Origin of the sequence: Aeromicrobium sp. 50.2.37 (genome assembly GCF_024655735.1) — a bacterium.
In the GTDB taxonomy this organism is placed as follows: domain Bacteria; phylum Actinomycetota; class Actinomycetes; order Propionibacteriales; family Nocardioidaceae; genus Aeromicrobium.
This window is the reverse complement of the sequence record NZ_JANLGG010000044.1, coordinates 1-17,004: the sequence shown is the minus strand read 5'-3', so window position 1 is coordinate 17,004 and position 17,004 is coordinate 1. Positions and strand designations below refer to the sequence as shown.

Sequence of the window (17,004 nt, the reverse complement as noted above, 5' to 3'; positions counted from 1 at the left end):
GGCCCCGACGCACCACCCACGCCCGCCCCGGTCCCGGCCGCCGCCGCTGACCCCACGCCTGGCGAGGCCCGCGGCCGGCCGTGGCGCGACCGCCTTCCCCGGCTCGTCATCGGCGACGAGGACTGACAGGTCGCCCCGCGGAGCGGACTGGCACTCTCGGGACCCGATTGCCAGTCATTGGTTAGCACTCCTATAGTGAGAGTGCTAGACATCAGACCGGCCCGGTGAGGGTCACGGCCGCAGCGGGAAGGGTTCGCCGCGGCGCAGGGCTCGTCCGTCGCGGGCACCGACCGGTCACACCCACCACGTCGAACCGGAGAGTTCCACATGGCCAAGACCATTGCGTTCAACGAAGAGGCCCGTCGCGGCCTCGAGCGCGGCATGAACCAGCTTGCCGACGCAGTCAAGGTGACGCTCGGCCCGAAGGGCCGCAACGTCGTGCTCGAGAAGAAGTGGGGCGCGCCCACGATCACCAACGACGGCGTGTCCATCGCCAAGGAGATCGAGCTCGAGGACCCCTACGAGAAGATCGGCGCCGAGCTCGTCAAGGAGGTCGCCAAGAAGACCGACGACGTCGCCGGTGACGGCACCACCACGGCCACCGTCCTGGCCCAGGCGCTCGTGCGCGAGGGCCTGCGCAACGTGGCCGCCGGCGCCAACCCGATGGGCCTGAAGAAGGGCATCGAGGCCGCCGTCGAGGCCATCAGCAGCCAGCTGCTGGGCATGGCCAAGGACGTCGAGACCAAGGAGCAGATCGCCTCCACCGCGTCCATCTCGGCCGCCGACCCCACGGTCGGCGAGATCATCGCCGAGGCCATGGACAAGGTCGGCAAGGAGGGCGTCATCACGGTCGAGGAGTCGAACACGTTCGGCCTCGACCTCGAGCTCACCGAGGGCATGCGCTTCGACAAGGGTCACCTGTCGGGCTACTTCGTCACCGACCCCGAGCGCATGGAGACGGTCCTCGAGGACCCCTACATCCTCATCGTCAACAGCAAGATCAGCTCGGTCAAGGACTTCGTCCCGGTGCTCGAGAAGGTCATGCAGTCGGGCAAGCCGCTCGCGATCATCGCCGAGGACGTCGAGGGCGAGGCCCTGGCCACCCTGATCGTCAACAAGATGCGCGGCACCTTCAAGTCGGTCGCCATCAAGGCCCCCGGCTTCGGTGACCGCCGCAAGGCCATGCTGGCCGACATCGCCATCCTCACCGGCGGCGAGGTCATCAGCGAGGAGGTCGGCCTCAAGCTCGAGAACGCCGACATCTCGCTGCTCGGCACCGCTCGCAAGGTCGTCACGACCAAGGACGAGACCACGATCGTCGAGGGCGGCGGCTCGCAGGACCAGATCGCCGGACGGGTCAACCAGATCCGCGCCGAGATCGAGAACAGCGACTCCGACTACGACCGCGAGAAGCTCCAGGAGCGCCTCGCGAAGCTGGCCGGCGGCGTGGCCGTCATCAAGGTCGGCGCGGCCACGGAGGTCGAGCTCAAGGAGCGCAAGCACCGCATCGAGGACGCCGTGCGCAACGCCAAGGCGGCCGTCGAGGAGGGCATCGTCGCCGGTGGCGGCGTGGCGCTCGTCCAGGCCACCAAGGCCGCGTTCGAGAAGCTCGAGCTGGAGGGTGACGAGGCCACGGGCGCGAACATCGTGCGCACCGCCGCGTCGGCCCCGCTCAAGCAGATCGCCGTCAACGCCGGCCTCGAGGGCGGCGTCGTGGCGGAGAAGGTCGCCGGCCTTGACGCCGGTCACGGCCTGAACGCTGCCACGGGCGAGTACGTCGACCTCATCGCCGCGGGCATCATCGACCCGGCCAAGGTCACGCGCTCGGCGCTGCAGAACGCCGCGTCCATCGCGGCGCTGTTCCTCACCACCGAGGCCGTCGTGGCCGACAAGCCGGAGCCGGCTGCCGCCGGTGGCGGCGCGCCGGACATGGGCGACATGGGCGGCATGGGCTTCTGAGTCCCGTCTCCTGACGAGGGCCCCGACCGGTTCGCCGGTCGGGGCCCTCGTGCGTCGGCGCTCGTGCGCCGCGACGACGTCGGTGGCACGTGCAAGGCTGTCGGGCGTGGCCCGCGCACCCGTCCCCGAAGCCTGGGTCGAGCGCGTCGGCGCGGTGCTCGACCCGCTGCCCGACGTCCGACGCGAGCGCGCCTGGACGGGCACCCGTTGGGTGGTGCGGGGTCACAACGTCGCGCACCTCTTCGGCGGTGAGGACGGACTCGTGCGCATCACGTTCCGCGCGCCGATGGACGAGGTGGCCGCCTTCGAGCACCTCGGCCACCCGTACTTCCGCGTCGGGCGCAGCGGCGACGTCGTGGGTCTCGTGCTCGACGACCTCCCCATCGACGCGGCCGAGCTGCGCGAGCTGCTGGTCGAGTCCTACTGCGTGCAGGCGCCGCACGAGCTCGTCGTCAGGGTCGACCGGCCCCTCTCCTGAGCCGGGCGTCGAGGGGCGGCCTGCCGTCACGAGGCGGGCGTCGCTCCATCCGTCCGTCCGGCCGGCCACCACCCACGTCGGTGCGGGGGTGGTGGCCGATCCTCACCGCTGGCATCGTGGGTGCCCGCACGCATGCGGGGGTGTCCCGGGGCTGAGGCCCGGCGCTCCGACGACGGGGGACGGAGAGCACGATGACCGCACGAGGACGACTGACCACGGCCTGCACCGTCGCGCTGATCCTGCTGCTCGGGGCGTGCAGCGGGGACGGCGACGACGGCGATCCGCCGCGCGCCGAGTCCACCGCGAGCAGCGAGGTCACGGAGCCGGCCGCCGACCTGCCGTCCGGGTGGACGGAGCAGCGTGCCGGCGAGCTCGTGTTCGCCCTGCCGCAGGACTTCCGCCAGAGCGGTGGCAACGGCACCGACCAGGGCAGCCAGACGACCTGGACCCTCGACGACGGCTCGGAGGTGCCGGCGCGGGTCGACGTGTTCGTCGAGGAGAGCCAGGTCGGCACGCTCGAGATCCGCGGTGGCCTGCTGCGCTCGCGCCTCGAGGCCGAGCTCGGCGCGCAGGTGGGTGAGCCCCAGCCGGTCGAGGTGGTGGGCGCGTCGGACGCCGAGCAGTTCACCTACACCTACGAGATCGACACGTCGGAGGGTCGCACCCCGGTGCGCCAGGTCGACCTGCTCGTCGACCGACCGAGCCTGCCGAAGTACGGGATCCGGTACGCGGCGACCGCCGACGCCTACGACGAGGACGTCTGGGAGCAGCTGCGCTCGAGCCTGGTGCTGGAGGGCTCGAACGGCGGATGACCGGCGGCGGCCGCTGACGCCCTGGCAGGATGCACGGGTGGAACCGACCCGTGGCCTGGCCTCCGAGCACCGTGAGCGCCTACGCGCCGCAGGGGCCGACGTCGACGCCCTCGACGCGCTCCGCTGGCACCTCGTCGACGAGGGCGTGCCGACCTGGTGGCACGACTGCGGCAACGCTCTCTACCTCGCCGACGGCGCCCTGCTCCCCCCGAAGGTGATCGAGCAGCTGACCCTGTTCCCGGTGCGCGACGTCGTCGTGGCGGTCGGGTCGGCGCTGCGCAGCATCGGGTCGCTGCTGGTCGGCGGCGACGGCGCCGTGGTGTTCGTCGACGCGGGCTGCGAGCTCACCGCGGGCGAGCTGTTCTGCGGCGGCGGCTCGAGCATCGCCCTGCACGGCCCGCTCATCGCCACTCGGTGTGCCGTGGTCGACGCCCGCAACGGAGGGAGCATCGTGGCCGGCCCCGAGCAGCTGTGGGCCTCCGACGTGTACGTCGCGACGGACGACATGCACCGCCTCGAGGACCGCGGCACGGGCGAGCGGATCAACCCGTTCGGCGCCGACATCCGCCTCGGACGGCACGTGTGGCTGTGCAAGGACGCCGTGGTGACCGGTCACGCCGACGTCGGCGACGGCGCCGTCGTGGCGATGCGGTCGGTGGTGCGTGGTCAGAAGGTCCCGGCCCACAGCGTGGTCGCCGGGGTGCCCGCCCGGGTGGTCCGCGACGACGTCGCGTGGTCCTACGACGACCAGCCCTAGCCGTTTCGGACAGTTCCGGGTCGCTTCTCCCGGGCTGGACGCCCCGGACGTGTCCGAGACGCAAGGACTGAGCCGCGGTCAGAGCGCGGTGCGGACGTCCTGCAGCTCGGGGAAGAACGTGAGCTCGAGCGCGCGCTGCAGGAACGACGTGCCGCTGGAGCCGCCGGTGCCGCGCTTGTGGCCGATGATCCGCTGCACCGTCTTGAGGTGGCGGAACCGCCAGAGGTGGAACCCCTCCTCGACGTCGACGAGCTCCTCGCACGTCTCGTAGACCTCCCAGTGGCGCTCGGGGTCGGCGTAGACGCGACGGAACACCTCCACGACGCCGGGGTGCGGCTCGTAGGGCTGCGTGAGGTCGCGCTCGAGCGCCGCGGCCGGCACGTCGTGACCCTGGCGGGCGAGCAGCGCCAGGAACGCGTCGTAGAGGCTCGGCGCAGCGAGGTCGGCGGCCAGCCGGTCGCGGGTCTCGGGCTCGTGGTCGAACACCGTGACCATGGCCGGTGTCTTGTTGCCGAGCAGGAACTCGACCGTCCGGTACTGCGCCGACTGGAACCCCGACGCCTTGCCCAGTGCGTCGCGGAACTGCAGGTACTCGACGGGGGTCAGCGTCTCGAGCACCCCCCACTGCTCGAACATCTGCCGCTGGACGGCCTTCACGCGGGCCAGCCGCTTGAGCGCGTGGGCCAGCTCGTCGGCGTCGATCAGCGCGATGGCCGAGCGCAGCTCGTGCACCAGCTGCTTGAGCCACAGCTCGGTCACCTGGTGCTGGACGACGAAGAGCATCTCGTCGTGGTGGTCCGTGACCGGCTGCTGTGCGGCGAGCAGCAGGTCCAGGCGCAGGTAGGAGCCGTACGTCGACTCACCTGCCAGGTCGGTGGCGACGCCGTCCTCGACGGGTCGGTGGGTGGGCCTCATGCCCTCGATGGTGCCCCAGGCGCGGGTCGGGCCGTGTCGTGGTCAGGGCAGGGTGTGTCGGCGGAAGCGCACGGTCTCGCCCACGCGCACCTGCGCGAGCCGGTCGAGGCCGCGTCCGGTGACCACCCCGATGACCGGGTAGCCGCCGGTGACGGGATGGTCGGGTCCGAGCACGACCGGGAGCCCGGCCGACGTCACCTGCACGCTGCCGCGCACGCACGGCTCGCTGGGCAGCTCCCCGTCGACGGCACGCTCGAGGCCGGCGCGACCGGGAGTGGGGCCGTCGAGCCGGACGCCGATGCGGTCCGACCGCTCGGACACGACCCAACCGGTGCCGAGGAACGCGGCCAGGGCGTCGGGCGTGAACCAGTCGTCGCGCGGACCGAGCACCACCTCGACGGTCGTGGTGCCGGGGGTGAGCAGGCTCGGGACGAGGCCGACGTCGGGCGGGTCCTGGTGCGGCTCCCCGACGGCGATCTCGTCGCCGGTGGTCAGTGCCGGTGGCCCGAGCCGGCTGAGGGTGTCGGCGCTGCGTGAGCCCAGGACCGCCGGCACGTCGATGCCGCCGGCGACCGCCACGTAGCCGCGCAGGCCGTGGCCGAACGGGGCGACCTCCAGGTGCTGCCCGGCGCCGAGGCGCACCGCCCGACCGTGCTCGACCGGAGCACCGTCGACCAGCACCGGCCCGACCGCCCCCGTCACGGCGACGACGTGCTCGGACGTGGCCCGCAGCTCGAGGCCGCCTCCGAGCACCTCCAGGACGGCGGTGCCGGACGCGTCGCCCACGAGGGTCCGGGCCTGGTGGAGGGCGCGACGGTCGAAGGCCCCCGCGGCGCCGACCCCTTGTGCGGCCAGCCCGGGTCGTCCGTCGTCCTGGACGAGCGTCAGCGGCCCGGGATGCACGACGACCAGGCTCACGGCGAGGCCCCGGGGCCGGCGGCGCGGAAGCGGACGGTGTCACCCGGTGCGAGCAGCGCCGCGGGGGAGCGCTCGACGTCGAAGAGCACCACGTCGGTGCGTCCGACCAGCTGCCAGCCACCGGGCGACTCCCGCGGGTAGACGCCGCTGAAACCGCCGGCCAGGGCGACGGCACCGGCGGGGACCCGGGGCCGGGGCGTGTCCTTGCGGGGGACCGTGAGCCGCGGGTCGCCGTCGACGAGGTAGGCGAAGCCGGGGGCGAACCCGCCGAAGGCGACGGTCCAGGGTGTCGCCGTGTGCGCGGCCACCACGGCCTCGACGCTCATCCCGGTCGCCTCGGCCACGGCCTCCAGGTCCGGCCCGTCGTAGACGACGTCGACCACGTGCTCGTGCGCGCCGGACGTGGCCGTCGTGGGCGCGGGCTGGACGCCACGGGCCAGCGCCCGCATCGTCGACGGCCGACCGCGCAGGAGCACGGTGCGCGCCCCCAACACGGCCTCCACGACGTCGGGGTGGTCGACCAGTGCCGCATGGCGACGGCGCGCCTCGTCCAGGTCGTCGCAGTCCAGCAGCACGGCGTCCTCACCGCACGCGAGCACCCTCACCCGAACGGTCCGACCTCGTGCCCGGCGTCCACCAGGGCGGCACGCACGGACCGGACGAGGGCGAGGGCGTCGGGGGAGTCGCCGTGGACGCACAGTGAGTCACAGTGACCCACCAGGCGTAGCGCCTGCGCCACGACCTCGTCGACGTCGGCCAGCACCGCGCCCGGCTCGTCACGCGGGACGAGGGTCCCGGCGGCGGTGTACGCACGGTCGGCGAAGCCCTCGGAGATGGTCGGGAGGCCCTCGGTGGCGGCGAGCCGCAACGAGACGGCGCCGGGCAGCCCGAGCAGCGGCAGGCCGTACGGTCCCACGGCCTCGACGACGGCCGCCGCCTGTCGCTCGTCGTGCACGACCGTGTTGTACAGCGCGCCGTGCGGCTTGACGTAGGCCACGCGGCCGCCCACGGCGTCGGCCACCTCGGCGAGCAGGTCGATCTGGGCACGCAGCTCGTCGACCAGCTCGTCCGTGGCCGGCTCCTGGGGACGTCGGCCGAAGCCCTCGCGATCGGGGTAGCCGACCTGGGCGCCGATCACGACGCCACGCTCGACCGCGCGCTCGCATGCGTCGAGCATGAGCTCCTCGCCACCGGCGTAGGCGCCGCAGCAGACGTTCGCGCTCGTGACGACGTCGAGCAGCGCCAGGTCGTCGGCCGACTCCGCGACGTCGGCATTCAGGTCGATCCGCACGCTCCCAGCCTAGGACCCCGCAAGGGGTGCCGGACGGGTCAGCGGGGGAGCGGGTCCACGAGCAGGGCGACCGCCTTGTCGTCCACGCGCGTCAGCACCACGGTGGCGCGCTGGGAGCCCTTGAGGCGCAGCCGCCTGACGAGCACCTCGGGCACGACGTCGACGCCGCGCTTCTTGATCGTCAGGGTGCCGACGTCGAGCGCCACGAGCGCGGCCTTGAGCTGCTTCTCGCGGTAGGGCAGCTCCTGCATCACGCGGAACGAGCGGGCGAGCGGGTGGCGCACGTCGACGTCCGTGGTCACCCACGCGATGCGCGGGTCCACCAGCTGGCCGTCGATCTGCTCCGCCAGCCCCCCGACGAGACCGGCGCGGATCACCGCGTCGTCCGGCTCGTGCAGCCAGCCTCCCAGCTCACCGACGTCGCCGGGTGCGCCGTCGCCGGCCAGGTCGTCCCCGCCGGGCAGGGCCGTGGCGCGACGCGGCGCGCGGTCGGCCAGGTCGAGGCCGGCGCCCCACAGGCACGCCTCCACCAGGTCGCCGCCGTCGCTGACCCACTGCGCCTCCACGCCGGTGGGGACCAGCGCGTGCGGGATGCCCGGGAGGGTCTTCACGACCGCGCGGCCGGCCAGGTGTGCCGCCACGACCGACCACGGCGGGCTCATCGCCTCGGGGTCGAACACCCGGCCCCGGTCGTCGCGTCGGGCGGGGTCGAGGAACACCACCTCGTCGTCCGCGGGGTCCACGTCGGCGGCGTCGGCGCAGAGCACCTCGCCGTCGAGGTCGAGGGCGGCCAGGTTGGCCCGGGCGATCGCGGCACGCACCGGGTCGCGCTCCACGCCGCGGACCCGCAGGCCGGCGCGAGCGAGCGCGAGCAGGTCCGAGCCGATGCCGCAGCCCAGGTCGAGTGCCGCCGTCGCACCCGTGCTCGCGAGACGCTCGGCACGCAGTCGGGCCACCGAGCCACGCGTGGCCTGCTGCAGTGCCTCGTGCGTGAAGAACATCCGCGCCGCGTCGTCACCCAGCTTGGTGCGGGCGATCCCGCGCAGGTGGTTCTGCGTGACGGCGGCCGCCACCAGCTCGACGTCGTGGGAGCGGCGCAGCCGTGTGCCCAGGGCGAGGTCGGACTCGACGCCGGCCCGCTCGCGCACCTCGGCCACCAGCGCCCGCCCCTCGTCGGTCTGCAGCCGCTCGAACGTCGCCAGGTCCACGTCGCCATCGTCGCAGGCCGCCCCTCGACGGGCTCGGGGGCCGGACGTGCCCCTCGACGGACGGACTCGTCCGCCGACGGCGAACACCCCTTAGCACTCAGTAGGGGCGAGTGCTAGATTCGGAACTGGCACTCGGGTACCGAGACTGCCAACCGTGCACGACCCCCGCGACGGCGTGCACACCCATCACGTTCCATCCGTCATTCCACCAACGTTGAAGGGGAGGTCGACCAGTGTCGGTCACCATCAAGCCGCTCGAGGATCGTCTCGTCATCAAGGCCGTCGAGGCCGAGCAGACCACCGCATCCGGACTCGTCATCCCGGACACCGCCCAGGAGAAGCCGCAGGAGGGTGAGGTCGTGGCCGTGGGCCCCGGTCGCATCGACGACTCCGGCAACCGCGTCCCGCTCGACGTCAACGTCGGCGACAAGGTCATCTTCAGCAAGTACGGCGGAACCGAGGTCAAGTACTCGGGCGAGGAGTTCCTCATCCTCTCGGCCCGCGACGTCCTCGCCGTCGTCTCCTGACGCACGTGGCATCCCGGCTGGCGGCGTTGCTCGTCGCTCGGCGACCGCTCCGCTCCCAGGTCGCCGTCGCGACGGCGCCTTGCCAGCCGGGCGCCACGCACGTCAGGACCACCTGACGTCACCCGCCGGTTCTCCCGGCGCACTCTGTCCGGCACTCGCCGGGCACCCCATCTGATCCATCCGTAGGAAGGCATCACATGCCCAAGATCCTCGAGTTCGACGAGGACGCACGCCGCGCCCTCGAGCGGGGCGTCGACGCCCTCGCGAACACCGTCAAGGTCACCCTCGGCCCCAAGGGCCGCTACGTCGTGCTCGACAAGAAGTGGGGCGCCCCCACGATCACGAACGACGGCGTCACCGTCGCCCGTGAGGTCGAGCTCGACGACCCGTTCGAGAACCTCGGCGCCCAGCTGGCCAAGGAGGTCGCCACCAAGACGAACGACGTCGCCGGTGACGGCACCACCACGGCCACCGTGCTCGCCCAGGCGATGGTCCACGAGGGCCTGCGCGCCGTGGCCGCCGGCGCCAACCCGGTCGGCCTGAAGAAGGGCATCGAGGCCGCCGTCAAGGCGGTCAGCGAGAAGCTGCACGAGATCGCCCGCGACGTCGACGACATCAAGGACATGACCGACGTCGCCACCGTCTCCTCGCGCGACGCGCACATCGGCGAGCTCATCGCCGAGGCGTTCGACAAGGTCGGCAAGGACGGTGTCATCACCGTCGAGGAGTCCAACACGCTCGGCACGCAGCTCGACTTCACCGAGGGCATGCAGTTCGACAAGGGCTACCTCTCGCCGTACATGGTCACCGACACCGAGCGCATGGAGTCCGTCCTCGACGACCCCTACGTGCTCGTCAACCAGGGCAAGATCAGCTCGGTCGCCGAGCTGCTGCCGCTGCTGGAGAAGGTCATCGGCGCAGGCAAGAGCCTGTTCATCATCGCCGAGGACGTCGAGGGCGAGGCGCTCAGCACGCTGGTCGTCAACAAGATCCGCGGCACCTTCACCTCGGTCGCCGTCAAGGCGCCCGCGTTCGGTGACCGCCGCAAGGCCATGCTGCAGGACATCGCGACGCTCACCGGCGCCACGGTCGTCACGCCCGACGTCGGCCTCAAGCTCGACCAGGTCGGCCTCGAGGTCCTCGGCACCGCCCGTCGCGTCGTCGTCACCAAGGACGACACGACGATCATCGACGGCGGCGGCGAGACCGCCGAGGTCGAGGGTCGGGTCAACCAGATCAAGGCCGAGATCGAGCTCACCGACTCCGACTGGGACCGCGAGAAGCTCCAGGAGCGTCTCGCGAAGCTGGCCGGTGGCGTGTGCGTGATCCAGGTCGGCGCGGCCACCGAGGTCGAGCTCAAGGAGAAGAAGCACCGCATCGAGGACGCCGTCTCGGCGACCCGCGCGGCCATCGAGGAGGGCATCGTCGCCGGCGGCGGCTCCGCCCTCGTCCACGCCGTCTCCGTGCTTGAGGGCGACCTCGGGCTCGGCGGCGACGAGGCCGTCGGCGTGCGCATCGTGCGCAAGGGTGCCGACGCCCCGCTGGAGTGGATCGCCCGCAACGGCGGCGTCTCCGGCGAGGTCGTCGTGTCGAAGGTCCGCGAGTCCGGTGAGGGCTACAACGCCGCCACCGACACCTACGGCGACCTCCTCGCGCAGGGCATCCTCGACCCGGTCAAGGTCACGCGCTCCGCGCTGGCCAACGCCGCGTCGATCACCGCCATGCTGCTCACCACCGAGACCCTGGTGGCCGAGAAGCCGGCCGACGACGAGGATGACGCCCACGCCGGGCACCACCACTGAGTCGTCGCCCGACGCGCTGTCGACGGCGCCCGCCCCTTCGGGGGTGGGCGCCGTCGTCGTTCCCGGGGTGCCGCGCGGTGCTTGACGGGGCTGCTTGACGGGGCTGCTTGCGGGTGCTGCTTGACGGGGTGACGTCGAGCGCGCACGGTGGGCCCATGGCCACCGTCGCGGACGTCGAGCGTCTGTGCCTGGCGCTGCCGGAGGTCGCCGAGCGCACCAGCTGGGGCAACCGCGCGTGGTTCGTCGAGAAGGCGATGTTCTGCTGGGTCCGACCGTTCAGCAAGGCCGACCTGCGACGGTTCGGTGACGACCCGGTGCCGCAGGGCGAGATCGTCGGGCTGCGCACCGAGGACCTCTCCGAGCGCGACGCGATCCTCGGCGAGGGCGTCCCGGGCTTCTTCACCATCGAGCACCTGGCGAACCACCCCGGCTTCCTGGTCGAGCTCGACGTGGTGGACCCCGCCCGGCTGGAGACCGCGGTCGAGGACGCCTGGCTCGCCCGCGCCCCCGCCCGCCTGGCCGAGTCCTGGCTCGCCGACCGCCCCTGACCCGCGCCGCAGATTCCCAGGTCGACCTGGGAATCTCCTGCCGCGCACGGTGATCTCAGGCGTGCCCGGAGAGCACGTCGTGCTCGAGTGAGTTTCCCGTGCGCGGGCCGCCGGACGACCGAGGATCGACGGGAGGGTGACGGGCATCTCTTGCGCGGCGAGCGCGCTCCACATACCGTGGGTACGGATATGACATTCCCGATGTCACATCCCATCTGTCCCATAGTCGAGGAGCCCCGCCATGACGATCACCGAGACCCGACCCACCTCGCCCGACGCCGCCGCGTTCCGCGCGGAGGTCGAGCGTGACGGTGTGCTCGAGCGGCTCCTGTCGTCGTCGGCCCAGCTGTCCTACGACCCCGAGAAGGAGGTCGACTGGGACGCCCCGCTCGACCCGCTGCACGACGGCGTGAACCCCGAGTGGTGCACGCTCTACGGCACCGACCTGTGGGAGCGCATGTCGCCGGAGCAGCGCGCCACGCTCACCCGCCACGAGGCGGCCAGCGTCGCGAGCATCGGCATCTGGTTCGAGATGCTCCTGCAGCAGATGCTGCTCGTCGACATCTACGACAAGGACTACGCGAGCAGCGAGTTCCAGTTCGCGCTCACCGAGATCGCCGACGAGTGCCGCCACTCGATCATGTTCGCGAAGGGCGCCCAGCACATCGCCGGTCGCTCCTACCTGCCCCACCCGCTGCTGCACAAGGCGGCGAAGCTGCTCAAGCTGACCGCGCGCGGCGAGGTCGCCTACACGTCGATCCTGGTGGCCGAGGAGGTCCTCGACGTCATGCAGCGTGACTGGATGCGTGGCGCGTCCGTCTCGCCGCAGGTCAAGACGATCTGCAAGATCCACGTGGTCGAGGAGTCGCGGCACATGAAGTTCGCGCGCCACGAGACCCTCGAGGCGATGAAGGGCATCTCCGAGGCCCGCCGCCGGGCCAGCGCCCTGCAGATCGCGAGCGTCGGCTACTTCATCGTCAAGAGCCTCGTCCGCCCCGAGGTGTACGCCGAGGCCGGGCTCGACGTGAAGGAGGCCGTCGAGGCGGCCCGCACCAACGAGCACCACCACGCCCTGATGCGTCTGTCCTGCGTGCACCTGATGGACTTCCTGGCCGAGGCCGGGCTGCTGACGCCGACGGCCAAGCGGCTCTACCGCCGCGTGCACATGCTCTGAGGCTGCCGTGCCCTTCGCGATCACCCAGAGCTGCTGCTCCGACGCCTCCTGCGTGGAGGTCTGCCCGGTCGACTGCATCCACCCGACGCCGGGGGAGCCCGACTTCGGCACGACCGACATCCTCTACGTCGACCCGCGCTCGTGCATCGACTGCGGTGCCTGCGCCGACGCCTGTCCGGCGTCGGCGATCAAGCCCATCGAGATCCTGCGCGGCGGCGAGGCCGTGTTCGCCGAGCTGAACGCCGCCTACTACGAGCAGCGCCCGGAGCGGGAGGTCGCGAAGCAGCAGACCCACGCCCGGGTCCGACCCGGGGTGCCGACCGGTCTGCGGATAGCGGTCGTCGGCACGGGGCCGGCTGCCACCTACACGGCGCGCGAGCTGCTCGCCGCGACCGACGGGCAGGTCTCCTTCCTCGACCGCCTGCCGGTGCCGGGTGGCCTCCTGCGCGCCGGTGTCGCGCCTGACCACCCCGAGACCAAGCGCGTGCAGGACACGTTCGGCTGGACGTACGACCACCCACGGGCCCGCATGTACATGAACGTGGAGGTCGGCACCCACGTCACCCACGAGGAGCTGATGCAGCACCACGACGCGGTCGTGTACGGCATCGGTGCCCCCGAGGACCGCCGGCTCGGCGTCGACGGCGAGGACCTGCCCGGCGTGCACGGCTCCACCGAGACCGTGGCCTGGTACAACGGCGACCCCGACGTCGCCGCCGACGCGATCGCGGTGCCCGACGGACGGGTCTTCGTGGTCGGGAACGGCAACGTCGCGCTCGACGTCGCCCGCATCCTGCTGAGCGACCCGGAGCGGCTCGCCGGCACCGAGATCGCCGACCTCGCGCTCGATGCCCTGCGCGGCGCGGACGTGCGCGAGGTGGTGCTGCTGGGTCGGCGCGGACCCGAGCACGCCGCGTTCACCCGGCCCGAGCTGCTCACCCTCCCCGACGGCATCGAGCTGTGCGTCGAGGACGACCCGATGACGGCCGCGGCACTCGAGGCGGCGGCTCCGGGGACCAACGCGGCGCTGCTCGCCGACCGGCGCAGGGTGCGCAGCGACTGGACCGTCGAGCCTGCGCCGGGTCGACGCCTCGTGCTCGCCTTCGACCGTCGCGTGACCGCGGCCCACGGCTCCGGTGCGCTCGCCTCGGTCACCGTCGCCGGCCCCGACGGCGAGGTCGAGGCGCCCACCCGCCTGCTCGTCAGCTCCATCGGTCGGCGCGGGCGCGCCGTGCCCGGGCTCCCGTTCGACGCGGAGCGTGGTCTCATCCCGAACGAGGACGGTCGCGTCGTCGACCCGGCCGCCGGCCGGCCCGTCCCCGGTGCCTACGTCGTCGGGTGGGCCAAGCGCGGCTCGCACGGCGGCATCGGTGCCAACCGCATCTCCGCCGGCGAGACCGTGGACGCCCTCCTGGCCGACGCCGCCGAGGGGCGCCTGTCGACGCCGCCGGCCTCGACGCGCGCATTCGTCCGGCTCCTGCAGAAGCGCCAGCCCCGGCTCGTCCGCGGCGCCGGGGTGCGAGCCATCGAGCGTCGCGAGGTCGACGCGGGCATGGCTGCCGGCCGCCCCCGCGTCAAGCTCACGACCGTCGAGGACCTCCTCGCCGCCTCCCGCTGACGCCTCAGGTGACCGCCGCGGCGAGCCGGTCGAGGGTGCTCTCCAGCGCCTCGACGGGGACGGAGGGGAAGCCCCCGACGCGACGGTGCACCTCCGGGTCGTGGACGTCGGACCAGTCGTAGGTGAGGGAGACGCGGGACCCCGATGCGGTCGGCGCGACCTCCCAGCGCCACTCCCACCCCGGAGGTGTGGTGTCGGGCAGGCCGGTTCGCCACGCCACCACGGCGTCCGGCTCGAACCGCGTGACGAGGTTGTCGGTCAGGTAGTCGCCCCTCGGCTCGCGATGGACGTGCATGCGGAACACCTGACCGACGGCGGTGATCGGCTCGCCGCCGTCGTCGGCGCGGACCATGCCTGACCCGTCGATCTCGGCGTGGCGACGAGGGTCCGCGAGCAGGCCGAAGATCGTGTGAGGTGATGCGTCGACGTCGCGTGACACGACGACCCGGGTCTCGTCCATGCTCCATCGTCCGTCGGGTGCGGGCGGACGTCCAGCCGGGGACGTGTCCCGCTGGTAGCGTCGCGACCGTGTTCGAAGCGCTCCGCCGCGAGCTCGACCTGCCGCCCGCCGCCCGCTCCGACGCGTTCCCGGACGACGTGCTCGCCGAGGCCGAGCGAGTCGCCGCCGCCGGTCCACGCGCGACGACCGATTGCACCGACCTGGCCTTCGTGACCATCGACCCGCCGGGGGCCATGGACCTCGACCAGGCGGTCCACCTCGAGCGTCGCGACGGCGGGTTCCGGGTGCACTACGCCATCGCCGACCTCGGCGTGGTCCCGCTGGGCGGCGCGATCGACGCCGAGGCCCGCCGACGTGGGCAGACGATCTACCTGCCCGACGGTCGCGTGCCGCTGCACCCGCCGGTGCTCTCGGAGGGTGCGCTGAGCCTGCTGCCCGACCAGGTGCGGGGCGCCGTGCTGTGGACGATCGACCTCGACGCCGACGGGGTCGCCGTCGGCCACCACGTCGAGCGCGCCCTGGTGCGGTCGGTCGCCCGCCTCGACTACGAGACCGTGCAGGCCGATGCCGACGCCGGCCGTCTCCACCCGAGCATCGCCGCGCTGCCCGAGGTCGGACGGCTGCGGCGCACGGTCCGTGTGGCCGCGGGTGCGCTCGAGCTGGGCCTGCCCGACCAGGAGGTCGTGCCCGACGAGGCGACCTCGGGCAGGTGGCGCGCGGTGTGGCGTGCCCGACGCGAGGCCGACGACTGGAACGCGGAGATCTCGCTGCTCACCGGCACCGTGGCGGCGTCGATCATGCTCGAGGCGCGGGTGGGGCTGCTGCGCACCCTGCCCGATCCCGACCCGCGCGACGTGCGGCGGTTCCTCGACCGCGCCCGTGCCCTCGGCGTGGACGCGGGCGACGACCCGGCGGCACTGCTCGACCGCCTCGACGCCGACGACGTCACCCACCTGGCGGTCATGACCGACGCCACCCGTCTGCTGCGCGGCGCCTCGTTCGCCGCCTTCGACGGCGAGCTGCCCGCGACGACGGGTCACGCGGGCGTCGGTGCGCCGTACGCCCAGGTCACGGCGCCGCTGAGGCGGTTGGCCGACCGATTCGCCAGCGAGGTCTGCCTGGCGGTGTCGAGCGGGGGCGAGGTCCCGACGGCGCTGCGTGAGGCGCTGCCGTCGGTCCCCGACGCGATGCGGGCCTCCGACGCCCGCGCCTCCCGCGCCACCCGCGGCGCGCTGGACCTGGTGGAGGCGTCGATGCTCGCCCCGCTCGTGGGTCGGACAATCGAGGCGCTGGTGGTCGACGTGGACGGGCAGGACGCGGACGTCATGCTCCTCGAGCCCGCCGTGCTGGTCGCGATGGAGACCGGTGCGGGGTCGGCCCGGCTGCGCGAGGGCGAGCGCCGCCAGGTCCGGGTGGTCGCCGCCGACCCCCAGTCCGGCGTGGTGCACCTCACGCCGACCGAGTGATCTCACCTCTTGCTCAGGTAAGGCAACCTTAAGTTAGGCTGCCCTGCATGACACGACGTTCCCCCCTGCTCCGCCGCACGGTGGCTGCCGCCGCCCTGGCCCTCGCGCTCCCGCTCGCCGCCTGCGGCTCGTCCGACGACGACTCCGGCTCCGACCAGGCCTGGACCTACACCGACGACCTCGGCACGAAGCTCGAGCTCGACGCCGCGCCCGAGCGTCTCGTCGTCCAGTCCTCCGTCGCGGCCGCGCTCACCGACCTCGGTCTCGGCGACAAGATCGTCGGCGTCTTCGGGCCGGTGAAGAACGCCGACGGCGAGCTCGACTCCCAGGCTGCCGGCCTCGACGCCGACGCGGTCGAGGACGTCACCGGTGGTGGCGAGTACGGAGACATCGACCTCGAGAAGCTGGCCGGTCTGAAGCCGGACCTGGTCGTCACCAGCAGCTACCTCGAGCCCGACCTCTGGTACGTCAACGCCGACGTCAAGAAGAAGCTCGACGCGCAGTTCCAGACGCTCGTCATCAGCTTCGACGGCAAGACGCTCCCGCAGATCATCGACTCCACCGAGAAGGCCGCGACCGCGCTGGGTGCCGACGAGGCCGACTTCGCCGAGGGCCGTGAGGCCTTCGAGACGGCGCAGGCGCGGCTCGAGAAGGTGGCGCAGGACGCGAAGCCGTCGATCCTCGCGGTCTCGTACTCGCCCGACCTGTTCTACGTCTCCAACCCCGAGGTCAGCCCGGACCTCAAGTACTACCGCGACGAGATCGGCCTCGACATCGTCACGCCGAAGAACCCCGACGAGGGTGGCTACTTCGAGTCGCTCAGCTGGGAGAAGGCCGACACCTACGACGCCGACGTCGCCTACTGGGACGACCGCATCGGCAGCGCCGGCCTGGCCGCGCTGAAGAAGGAGCCGGTCTGGGGCAAGACCACCGCCGCCGAGAACGACGCCTACATCCCGTGGACGTCCGTGGCGCCGCCGTCGGCGCAGGCCTACGCCGACGTCTTCGACCGCTTCGCCGACGGTCTCGAGCAGTTCACGTCCTGACACCCCGGGCAGCGACGGCCCCGAC

At 72.5% G+C, this 17,004-nt stretch carries 17 protein-coding genes; 11 read left to right on the top strand and 6 right to left on the bottom strand.

The window, feature by feature from the left end:
- The first annotated feature begins 327 nt into the window (after positions 1 to 327).
- From groL (NUV38_RS16550) to NUV38_RS16535, 4 genes are all read left to right on the top strand, one after another.
- Positions 328 to 1,959: a chaperonin GroEL gene (groL, locus tag NUV38_RS16550; RefSeq protein ID WP_257730167.1), complete on the top strand. Its 1,632-nt coding sequence runs from the start codon at positions 328 to 330 to the stop codon at positions 1,957 to 1,959.
- A gap of 106 nt (positions 1,960 to 2,065) precedes the next feature.
- On the top strand, positions 2,066 to 2,437 hold the full coding sequence (locus tag NUV38_RS16545; RefSeq protein ID WP_257730166.1) for an MmcQ/YjbR family DNA-binding protein: 372 nt from the start codon (positions 2,066 to 2,068) through the stop codon (positions 2,435 to 2,437).
- Positions 2,438 to 2,628: 191 nt separating this feature from the next.
- Positions 2,629 to 3,249 (top strand): hypothetical protein, encoded by a 621-nt coding sequence (locus NUV38_RS16540; protein ID WP_257730165.1) that lies wholly within the window; start codon positions 2,629 to 2,631, stop codon positions 3,247 to 3,249.
- A gap of 37 nt (positions 3,250 to 3,286) precedes the next feature.
- Positions 3,287 to 4,006: a hypothetical protein gene (locus NUV38_RS16535; protein ID WP_257730164.1), complete on the top strand. Its 720-nt coding sequence runs from the start codon at positions 3,287 to 3,289 to the stop codon at positions 4,004 to 4,006.
- A gap of 78 nt (positions 4,007 to 4,084) precedes the next feature.
- Here NUV38_RS16535 and NUV38_RS16530 read toward each other — a convergent pair whose 3' ends face one another.
- The 5 genes from NUV38_RS16530 to NUV38_RS16510 are packed head-to-tail and all read right to left on the bottom strand — an operon-like array spanning position 4,085 to position 8,338.
- Positions 4,085 to 4,921 carry a tryptophan 2,3-dioxygenase gene (locus NUV38_RS16530; protein ID WP_257730163.1) on the bottom strand — a complete coding sequence of 279 codons (837 nt, stop codon included), beginning with the start codon at positions 4,919 to 4,921 and terminating at the stop codon, positions 4,085 to 4,087.
- 42 nt (positions 4,922 to 4,963) lie between these two features.
- Complete coding sequence (locus NUV38_RS16525; RefSeq protein ID WP_257730162.1) at positions 4,964 to 5,839, bottom strand: biotin-dependent carboxyltransferase family protein; 876 nt, start codon at positions 5,837 to 5,839, stop codon at positions 4,964 to 4,966.
- Complete coding sequence (locus NUV38_RS16520; RefSeq protein WP_257730161.1) at positions 5,836 to 6,444, bottom strand: allophanate hydrolase subunit 1; 609 nt, start codon at positions 6,442 to 6,444, stop codon at positions 5,836 to 5,838. The genes NUV38_RS16525 and NUV38_RS16520 overlap by 4 nt, the downstream gene beginning before the upstream one ends.
- Positions 6,441 to 7,130, bottom strand: a complete 690-nt coding sequence (locus NUV38_RS16515; RefSeq protein WP_257730160.1) for a LamB/YcsF family protein — start codon at positions 7,128 to 7,130, stop codon at positions 6,441 to 6,443. Before NUV38_RS16515 ends, NUV38_RS16520 begins: the two co-directional genes overlap by 4 nt.
- 38 nt (positions 7,131 to 7,168) lie before the next feature.
- Complete coding sequence (locus NUV38_RS16510) at positions 7,169 to 8,338, bottom strand: methyltransferase domain-containing protein (RefSeq protein ID WP_257730159.1); 1,170 nt, start codon at positions 8,336 to 8,338, stop codon at positions 7,169 to 7,171.
- 233 nt (positions 8,339 to 8,571) lie between these two features.
- Here NUV38_RS16510 and groES point away from each other — a divergent pair, with 233 nt between their 5' ends.
- The 5 genes from groES (at position 8,572) to NUV38_RS17130 (ending at position 14,007) form a co-directional block, all read left to right on the top strand.
- Positions 8,572 to 8,865, top strand: coding sequence for a co-chaperone GroES (groES, locus tag NUV38_RS16505; RefSeq protein ID WP_055963614.1), 294 nt, complete (start codon positions 8,572 to 8,574; stop codon positions 8,863 to 8,865).
- 197 nt (positions 8,866 to 9,062) lie between these two features.
- Complete coding sequence (groL, locus tag NUV38_RS16500) at positions 9,063 to 10,667, top strand: chaperonin GroEL (protein WP_257730158.1); 1,605 nt, start codon at positions 9,063 to 9,065, stop codon at positions 10,665 to 10,667.
- Positions 10,668 to 10,822: 155 nt separating this feature from the next.
- Positions 10,823 to 11,215: an MmcQ/YjbR family DNA-binding protein gene (locus NUV38_RS16495; protein ID WP_257730157.1), complete on the top strand. Its 393-nt coding sequence runs from the start codon at positions 10,823 to 10,825 to the stop codon at positions 11,213 to 11,215.
- A gap of 241 nt (positions 11,216 to 11,456) precedes the next feature.
- A complete protein-coding gene (locus NUV38_RS16490) occupies positions 11,457 to 12,389 on the top strand; it encodes a diiron oxygenase (RefSeq protein WP_257730156.1) in 933 nt (310 codons plus the stop codon).
- Between the two features lie 7 nt (positions 12,390 to 12,396).
- Positions 12,397 to 14,007 carry a 4Fe-4S binding protein gene (locus NUV38_RS17130; protein WP_308219709.1) on the top strand — a complete coding sequence of 537 codons (1,611 nt, stop codon included), beginning with the start codon at positions 12,397 to 12,399 and terminating at the stop codon, positions 14,005 to 14,007.
- Between the two features lie 4 nt (positions 14,008 to 14,011).
- Here the strand turns inward: NUV38_RS17130 and NUV38_RS16480 are convergent, their stop codons facing one another.
- Positions 14,012 to 14,467, bottom strand: a complete 456-nt coding sequence (locus tag NUV38_RS16480; RefSeq protein WP_257730155.1) for an SRPBCC family protein — start codon at positions 14,465 to 14,467, stop codon at positions 14,012 to 14,014.
- Positions 14,468 to 14,535: 68 nt separating this feature from the next.
- Between NUV38_RS16480 and NUV38_RS16475 the strand changes: the two genes are divergently transcribed.
- On the top strand, positions 14,536 to 15,933 hold the full coding sequence (locus NUV38_RS16475) for an RNB domain-containing ribonuclease (RefSeq protein ID WP_257730154.1): 1,398 nt from the start codon (positions 14,536 to 14,538) through the stop codon (positions 15,931 to 15,933).
- 47 nt (positions 15,934 to 15,980) lie between these two features.
- Positions 15,981 to 16,979 (top strand): ABC transporter substrate-binding protein, encoded by a 999-nt coding sequence (locus NUV38_RS16470; protein ID WP_257730153.1) that lies wholly within the window; start codon positions 15,981 to 15,983, stop codon positions 16,977 to 16,979.
- The last annotated feature ends 25 nt before the right edge of the window (positions 16,980 to 17,004 follow it).